Below are 7,726 nucleotides of genomic sequence, written 5' to 3'. Positions count from 1 at the left end.
CTCGACAGCGAAGCTGGAGCCGGATTTTGGGGGGCGCTTCGCACCCCAGCGGGAGCAAGCTCCCTCGCCACAGAGTCGGGGGTTCAGAAGTTTACTGAAGCACTCAGGCGCGCCGTCAGCGGTGCGCCCTGGAACAGGTAGTCATCGCCCATGTATTCGCCGGCGTCGCGCCAGTAGCGCTTGTCGAACAGGTTATCGACGCTCAGGCGAAACACGGTCTCGTAGCCATCGACCTTGGTGGTGTAGCGGCTGCCGACGTTGACCACCGCGTAGTCGCCCACTTCCACGTTGCCGGTGCGATTGGCAGACTTCTTGGCGCTGTATTGCACGCCGCCCAATACCGCCAGGCCGTTGACCCAGGGCAGGGCGTAGTCGGCGTACACGCTGGCGCGCAGCTTGGGCACGTTGATCGCCTGGTGGCCTTCGTATTCCGGCGTGCCGCTGCCGCTCACCCGCGCTCGGATCGCGGCCACGCTGGTGGCGATCTGCAGACGGTCGGTGGCCCAGCCGTTGGCGGACAATTCAATGCCGGTGTTTTTTTGCTGGCCCTGCTGCACGTAGTTGAACGTGCCACCTTCGGGCTTGGCGTACTGGTAAGCCTGGCGCGTCTGGAATACAGCGGCGGCGAAGCTGATACGGCGCCAGTCGTATTTCACCCCGGCTTCGATCTGGCGCGAGACGGTGGGGGCGAGTGTTTCATCGGCATTGCTTGCAAACCACGGCGCGGTGCCGCCCAGGGACAGGCCCTTGCTGTAGCTGGTGTACAGCGAAACGTTGTCCACTGGCTTGTAGATCAACGAGGCCTGGGGCAGGAACACGTACTGTTGGGTGTGGCGCGTCTGGTTGCCGGTGACGCTGTCGAAGGCTTTTTCGTCCAGGCGCACTTCACGGCCGCCGAGGAGGGTTTGCCAGTGCTCGTTGAAGCGGATGCGGTCGGTGACGAACAGCCCGTACTGGCGGCTGTCGAGGTTGCGGTGGCTGTCGTTCAACGGCTTGTCGGTCGGGGGAAAGCTCGGCACCTCTTCGTTGGTATTGGCGGTGCCGATGAATTCATTGACCGACTTGCGTTTGTCGATCACTCGGCGAAACGCGCTGCTGCCAAAGGTCAGTTCATGGCCGATGCCGGCGGTGTCGAAGAGGCCGGTCATGGCCGCCTGGATTTCATCGTCGCGGCGAGTGTCATCCGGGCTGCGGTAGTCGTAGACGTCGTAGTTGCCTTCGGGGCTGAAGTAGTTCGGCACGCTTGCGGAACTGCAACTGGCTGAACCATAGCAACCCCAGGCAAACGAGCTGTAGTCATCAATCACCACCTTGCTACGCGCCGCGCTGACACTGCCTTTCCATTGATCGCTGAAACGGTACTCGAACTTGCCGTTGAGGTTCAGCGAATCAATCCCGACCTGCTTGCCGCCCGTCTGGTGCCCCAACAGCTTCTTCGGTGAAGCACCGTGGGGCACTTCGGTGCCGCCCAGCAGTTGATACCCCGGTACCGAACGCTGTTGCTTGTTCTGGTATTCGGCGTCCAGTTGCAGCACGGCGTCGGGGCTGATGTTCCAGTCAAAGGCCAGGGACACGAAATCGCGCTGGCCGTTGGCGTGTTCCACATAGGAATTGAGGTCTTCATGGGCGACGTTGGCGCGCAGGCCGAACTGCTGCTCGCTGCCAAACCAGCCGCCGACATCGGTGGCGATGTAACCACTGCCACGATCATCGGTGGACACCGTCACCGAGCGCACATCCTGGGGGCGTTTGGTCACGTAATTGATCACCCCGCTGGGCTCGGAAATACCGCTCTGCAAACCGGCCAGGCCCTTGAACACTTCCACCTGCTGCTTGTTTTCCAGCGCCACGTTCTGCTCGCCGGTGATGGTGCGCCCATTGATCTTGTAGCTGCTGGCTGCATTGAGCGAGAAGCCGCGCACCACGAAGTTTTCGTAATAGCCGATGGGCGCGTAACTGTCGCCCACCGAGGCATCGTTGCGCAGCACTTCACTGAGCAAGCGTGCCTGCTGGTCCTTGATCAGCGCGGCGTTGATCACGGTGATCGAGGCGGGGGTGTCCAACAGCGGCGCTTCATCAAAGCCGCCCACCGACGCGGTTTCACTGCGGTAGCCCGACTCATCCTGGCCCTGGACCTTTACCGTCGGCAACTCGATCTCGGCGGCCAGGCTGCTGCCGATGCCGCCACTGAGCAACAGGCCGAGGGCGAAACGTGAAGTGACGACGGGGCGAAAACGCAAAACCATGGGTAAAGGCCTTAAAGCGCTGGGCGGGGGGCGCCTAAGCTAGGCATAAGCGCGGCCTTTTACAAGCTTTCGCGCAAGGTTCGCACGGCGAGACAACCCGTCTCAGCTCCGATGCCGATCCTGTTGCGGCTCGACAGCCAGGCGCCGGCTTGCGATAGACAAGGCTCCCCTCATCGTTTCAGGAGATTGTCATGGGTATCGCAGGTAAAGTCGCGCTGGTCACCGGCGCCGGGCAGGGCATAGGCCGGGCTATTGCCATGCGCCTTGCACAGGACGGCGCCGATGTCGCGTTGGTGGACATTGACGGCGCCAAGCTCAACGCCGTGGCCGCCGAAATCGTCGCCACCGGCCGCAAAGCCTCTGTGTTCATCGCTGATGTATCCAGACGCGAACAGGTGACGGCTGCGGTAGAGCATGCCCACCATACGCTGGGCGGATTCGACATCATCGTCAATAACGCCGGAGTGGCGCAGATCGACTCATTGCTCGATGTCAGCCCGCAGCAGGTCGAGCGCACCCTGGATATCAACGTCAAGGGCGTGCTTTGGGGGATCCAGGCGGCCGCCAACAAATTCAAGGCGCTCAAGCAGAAGGGCAAGATCATCAATGCTTGTTCAATCGCAGGGCATGAAGGCTTTGCGTTGTTAGGGGTCTACTCGGCGAGCAAATTCGCGGTGCGCGCCTTGACCCAGGCGGCGGCCAAGGAACTGGCGAGCGCGGGTATCACGGTAAACGCCTATTGCCCCGGTGTGGTGGGCACCGATATGTGGGTTGAGATCGACAAGCGCATGGCCGAGATTACCGGGGCGCAGGTGGGCGCAACCTACAAGCAGTACGTGGATGGCATCGCCTTGGGCCGTGCGCAAACGCCGGAGGATGTGGCGGGGTTTGTGGCATTTCTGGCAGGCCCGGACGCAGATTATATGACCGGGCAGGCGCCGTTGATCGACGGTGGCCTGGTCTACCGCTGACAGCGTGGGTCGACTCGCCTGCGTGGGAGTCGATCCCTTGTATCAGTGGGTTTTGCCGGGCATATCAATACCCAGTTGGTTCACGCGTCGGTACAGGGTTGCCCTTGAAATCCCCAGGGCCTGTGCCGCAGGCGAGGGTTTCCAGCGATGGCGAATCAACGCATCCAGAACCATTTGACGCTCGGGGCTGGCGCTTTGCTCTTCCAGCCCTTGAGGCTGCTCGCCCCGGATTTCAATCGGCAAATCCACCACTTGCAGTGTAGTGCCTTCGCACACCGCACAGGCGTACGCCAGCACATGCCGCAGTTGCCGCACATTGCCCGGCCACGCATAACCCAGTAGCAATTGCAGTGTGGCCTGGCCGATGCCCAACGACACGCCACTGTTACGCGCCTCTTGCTCCAACAGCCGATTGATCAGGGCCAGCTTATCGGTGCGTTCGCGCAACGGCGGCAGGCAGAAGCGCGCACAACCCAGGCGAAAGTACAGGTCTTCACGGAATCGGCCCGCGCTGACCAGCGCCGCCAAATCGCGGTGGCTGGCGCAGATCACCTGAATGTTCACCACGCGGGTTTTCGCTGCGCCCAACGGCGCGACTTCACCCTCGGCCAGCACCCGCAGCAACCGTGTCTGCAACGCCAACGGCATATCGCCGATTTCGTCGAGGAACAACGTACCGCCGTCGGCTTGCAGTAGCAGCCCGCTCATGCCTTTGCTGGAGGCTCCGGTGAAGGCGCCGGGCGAATAGCCGAACAGCTCGCTTTCAATCAGGCTTTCGGGAATCGCCGCGCAGTTCACCGCCACAAACGGCTCGTGCCGGCGCGCGCTGTGCTCGTGCAACTGGCGGGCGAAGACTTCTTTGCCGACGCCGGTTTCACCTTGCACCAGCACGGGCAGGTTGCGGTCCTTGACCCGCGCAGCCAAGCGCAGGTGCTCCTGGATCCGCGGGTCGACTTGAGTCTCTGGCAGCGCCCGAACCGAGGGGCGTCGGGGTGCATTGACCCTCACGTGTACCGCGTCGGGCTTGCCCAGCCAGTGCAACTGCCGGGTTGACTGATCAGTGGCTGCACGCAATGCATCCACATCGAACACTTCGCCGATATGCTCAGGCAGCTGGCCAAAGCGCAAGCGCAGGGCTTGACGCGCCTTGCTGTTCAAGGCGTGCAGACGTCCGTCCTGGTCCCAGGCCAGCAGCAGGTCGGGTTGGCTGTCGACAAAGCCTGGAGTGCTATGGGCTTGTAATACCCAGTGCTGCCGGGCGCTGTGCATGAAAAAAGCGTTTTCGATGGCCTGGGCGCTCTGCGCCACCATCTGCCGTATCAGGTGCTGGCTGCCGCGGTCATCCGGCGACTTGAGCGCCGAGACATCCAGCACACCCAACAGGTGGCCCTGCGGGTCGAAGATGGGCGCAGCCGAACACGTCAGGCCGATAAACGCTGCGCGAAAGTGATCACGCTTGTGCACCGTCACCGCTGTTTTACTGGTCAGCACCGTGGCCACGCCGCAGGTGCCTTCCTCGGCTTCCGACCAGCAGGTGCCCAGGTAAAGGCCGGCCTTGCGGCAGTCGGTGCGAATGCTCGCATCGACACGGTGATCGATGGTCTGGCCCTGGGCGTCGGTGAGCATCACGCAGTAGTCGGCATGGCGCACGCGATGGTGCAACTGTGCGACTTCTTCGCCGGCGATGCGCATGAACAGCTCGGCGCGCTCGCGGCATTCCTTGAGCAAGGGTTCGCTGAGGATACGTGGACCTTGCAGGGAGCCGGGGTCCAGGCGGTGTTGCTCCATGGACCGCCGCCACGAATCGAAGATCAGCGACGGCACGGGCGCCTGGGGCAGGCGCTCGGCATTGCGGACCACGCGACTGACACAGTCGACATGCTCCCTGGAGTTCATGGCGAGCATAAAGCCTCCGGTTCTCAAGCTTTGTTGTTATGCGCGTCATTAAGCGCGCATGTGCGCCGACGGACAAGGGCACCCTGACCAACGCCTGCATTGAGACGCTGCGTCTCATGCCGCTGAGACTCAAGGGTCGAACTGCGTGGTTGCGTCTCACATTTAGTCGACCACTTGCCTGGGCATCGCTGTGTGGCACGGCTCTGGATCAAGGCTTTGCCAGGTTTTCTCGACGGTTGGCACAAGCTGTGCTGAACAGCTTGGCACTGGCCGCAGCCAGTTTTTTGTGCGTCGAGACAACCTGGAGAACAACAAGATGTCCACCCACCTGTGCACCGATCAGTTACTGCATGCCTACACCGTGATGCGCACCATCCGCGATTTCGAAGAACGCCTGCATGTGGAGTTCGCCACCGGCGAGATCCCCGGTTTCGTTCACCTGTATGCCGGTCAGGAAGCCTGCGCCGCTGGCGTCATGGCGCACCTCAATGACGATGATTGCATCGCGTCCAACCACCGCGGCCACGGACACTGCATCGCCAAGGGCGTCGACGTGTTCGGCATGATGGCCGAAATCTATGGCAAGAAAACCGGCGTGTGCGGCGGCAAGGGCGGCTCCATGCACATCGCCGACCAAGAGAAAGGCATGCTCGGCGCCAACGGCATTGTCGGTGCCGGCGCACCGTTGGCCGCGGGGGCGGCGCTGGCTGCCAAGCTCAAGGGGTGCCAGGGCGTGGCAGTGGCATTTTTTGGCGACGGTGGCTCCAACGAAGGTGCCGTGTTCGAAGCGATGAACCTGGCGTCGATCATGCAGCTGCCGTGTCTGTTTGTCGCCGAAAACAACGGTTATGCCGAGGCCACTGGCGCCGGTTGGTCGGTGGCCTGCAAAGACATCGCCGAGCGCGCCGCCGGGTTTGGTATGCCGGGGGTGATCGTCGACGGCAATGATTTTTTCGCGGTGCATGAAGCGCTCGGCGTTGCTGTGGAGCGGGCGCGCCAAGGCGACGGGCCGACACTGGTCGAGGTCAAGCTGAGCCGTTTCTACGGGCACTTCGAGGGCGATGCGCAAACCTATCGCGGCGCTGACGAAGTGAAAAACCTGCGCGAAAGCGCCGATTGCCTGGCCTTGTTCCGTCAGCGCTGCAATGCCGAAGGCTGGCTGGACGCAGCGCAGTTCGAGCGCATCGACGGTGAAGTGGCTCAGTTGATCGAAGACGCCGTGCGCCTGGCCAAAACCGATCCCAAGCCCCAGGCCGCCGACCTGCTAAGCGACGTTTACGTGGCCTACCGCTGATACCAACCCTATAAAAACAAGACGTGGAGAGAATCTAATGGCTCGTAAAATCAGCTATCAGCAGGCGATCAATGAGGCCTTGGCTCAAGAGATGGGCCGTGACCAGAGCGTATTCATCATCGGTCAGGATGTGGCCGGTGGCACCGGTTCCCCCGGTGAGCAGGACGCATGGGGCGGCGTGCTCGGCGTGACCAAGGGCTTGCACCCGCAATTTCCCGGGCGCGTGCTGGACGCACCGTTGTCTGAGGTCGGCTACGTGGGCATGGCGGTGGGCGCCGCTACCCGTGGCATGCGCCCAGTATGCGAATTGATGTTCGTCGACTTCATCGGCTGCTGCCTGGACCAGTTGCTCAACCAGGCTGCCAAGTTCCGCTATATGTTCGGTGGCAAAACCACTACACCGCTGGTGATCCGTGCCATGTACGGCGCCGGTTTGCGGGCGGCTGCCCAGCATTCGCAAATGCTCACCTCCATGTGGACGCATATCCCCGGCCTCAAGGTGGTATGCCCGGCCACGCCCTACGACGCCAAGGGCATGTTGATCCAGGCAATCCGCGACAATGACCCGGTGATTTTCCTGGAGCACAAAATGCTCTACGGCATGCAGGGCGACGTACCGCAAGAGCTGTACACGGTCCCGTTTGGCGAAGCCAACTTTGTGCGTGAGGGCAAGGATGTGACGCTGGTGACCTACGGCCGCATGCTGCATATCGCCCTGGAGGCTGCGGCCAACCTGGCGCGTCAAGGCATTGATTGTGAAGTGCTGGACCTGCGCACCACCAGCCCGCTGGATGAAGACAGCATCCTTGAAAGCGTCGAGAAAACCGGGCGCCTGGTGGTGATCGACGAATCCAACCCGCGCTGCTCGGTCGCCACCGACATCAGTGCCCTGGTGGCCCAGCGGGGGTTCGCTTTCCTGCGCGCTCCCATCGAGATGGTCACCGCGCCGCACACCCCGGTGCCGTTTTCCGATGCTCTGGAAGACCTGTACATCCCCAACGCCGCGAAGATCGAGGCCGCCGTGATGAAGATCGCCGACAAGAGGACTTCCGCATGATTCATACCCTGACCATGCCCAAATGGGGCCTGTCGATGACCGAGGGCCGCATCGATGTCTGGCTCAAACAACCCGGCGACCGAGTGGAAAAGGGCGAGGAGGTGCTGGACGTGGAGACCGACAAGATCTCCAGCAGTGTCGAGGCGCCTTTTAGCGGCGTGCTGCGTCGGGTACTGGCGCTCAGTGATGAAACCCTGTCGGTGGGCGCTCTACTGGGAATTGTGGTGGAGGGCGAGGCGACAGAGGCTCAGATCGATAGCGT

At 62.2% G+C, this 7,726-nt stretch carries 6 protein-coding genes; 4 read left to right on the top strand and 2 right to left on the bottom strand.

Features of this window, described 5'->3' with window-relative positions; translation table 11 throughout:
• Window positions 1–83 precede the first annotated feature (83 nt).
• Window positions 84–2,246 (bottom strand): TonB-dependent siderophore receptor, encoded by a 2,163-nt coding sequence (locus tag APH41_RS09435; RefSeq protein ID WP_054918621.1) that lies wholly within the window; start codon window positions 2,244–2,246, stop codon window positions 84–86.
• Window positions 2,247–2,437: 191 nt separating this feature from the next.
• Here APH41_RS09435 and APH41_RS09430 point away from each other — a divergent pair, with 191 nt between their 5' ends.
• Entirely contained in the window at window positions 2,438–3,217 is a 780-nt protein-coding gene (locus APH41_RS09430; RefSeq protein ID WP_054896574.1) for an acetoin reductase, read from the top strand.
• 42 nt (window positions 3,218–3,259) lie between these two features.
• Here APH41_RS09430 and APH41_RS09425 read toward each other — a convergent pair whose 3' ends face one another.
• Window positions 3,260–5,122: a sigma-54-dependent Fis family transcriptional regulator gene (locus APH41_RS09425; RefSeq protein WP_054918619.1), complete on the bottom strand. Its 1,863-nt coding sequence runs from the start codon at window positions 5,120–5,122 to the stop codon at window positions 3,260–3,262.
• Window positions 5,123–5,429: 307 nt separating this feature from the next.
• Here APH41_RS09425 and APH41_RS09420 point away from each other — a divergent pair, with 307 nt between their 5' ends.
• The 3 genes from APH41_RS09420 to APH41_RS09410 all read left to right on the top strand — a co-directional run.
• Window positions 5,430–6,407: a thiamine pyrophosphate-dependent dehydrogenase E1 component subunit alpha gene (locus APH41_RS09420; protein WP_054918618.1), complete on the top strand. Its 978-nt coding sequence runs from the start codon at window positions 5,430–5,432 to the stop codon at window positions 6,405–6,407.
• 37 nt (window positions 6,408–6,444) lie between these two features.
• On the top strand, window positions 6,445–7,464 hold the full coding sequence (locus APH41_RS09415) for an alpha-ketoacid dehydrogenase subunit beta (protein WP_054896571.1): 1,020 nt from the start codon (window positions 6,445–6,447) through the stop codon (window positions 7,462–7,464).
• Window positions 7,461–7,726, top strand: a 266-nt coding sequence (locus APH41_RS09410; RefSeq protein WP_305728897.1) for a biotin/lipoyl-containing protein, incomplete at its 3' end; no start/stop codon positions are given. The genes APH41_RS09415 and APH41_RS09410, both read left to right, overlap by 4 nt.

Origin of the sequence: Pseudomonas sp. NBRC 111138, assembly GCF_001320835.1 — a bacterium.
Lineage (GTDB): Bacteria > Pseudomonadota > Gammaproteobacteria > Pseudomonadales > Pseudomonadaceae > Aquipseudomonas > Aquipseudomonas paracarnis.
The sequence above is the reverse complement of the archived record's forward strand: the minus strand, read 5'-3'. Positions and strand labels throughout refer to the sequence as shown.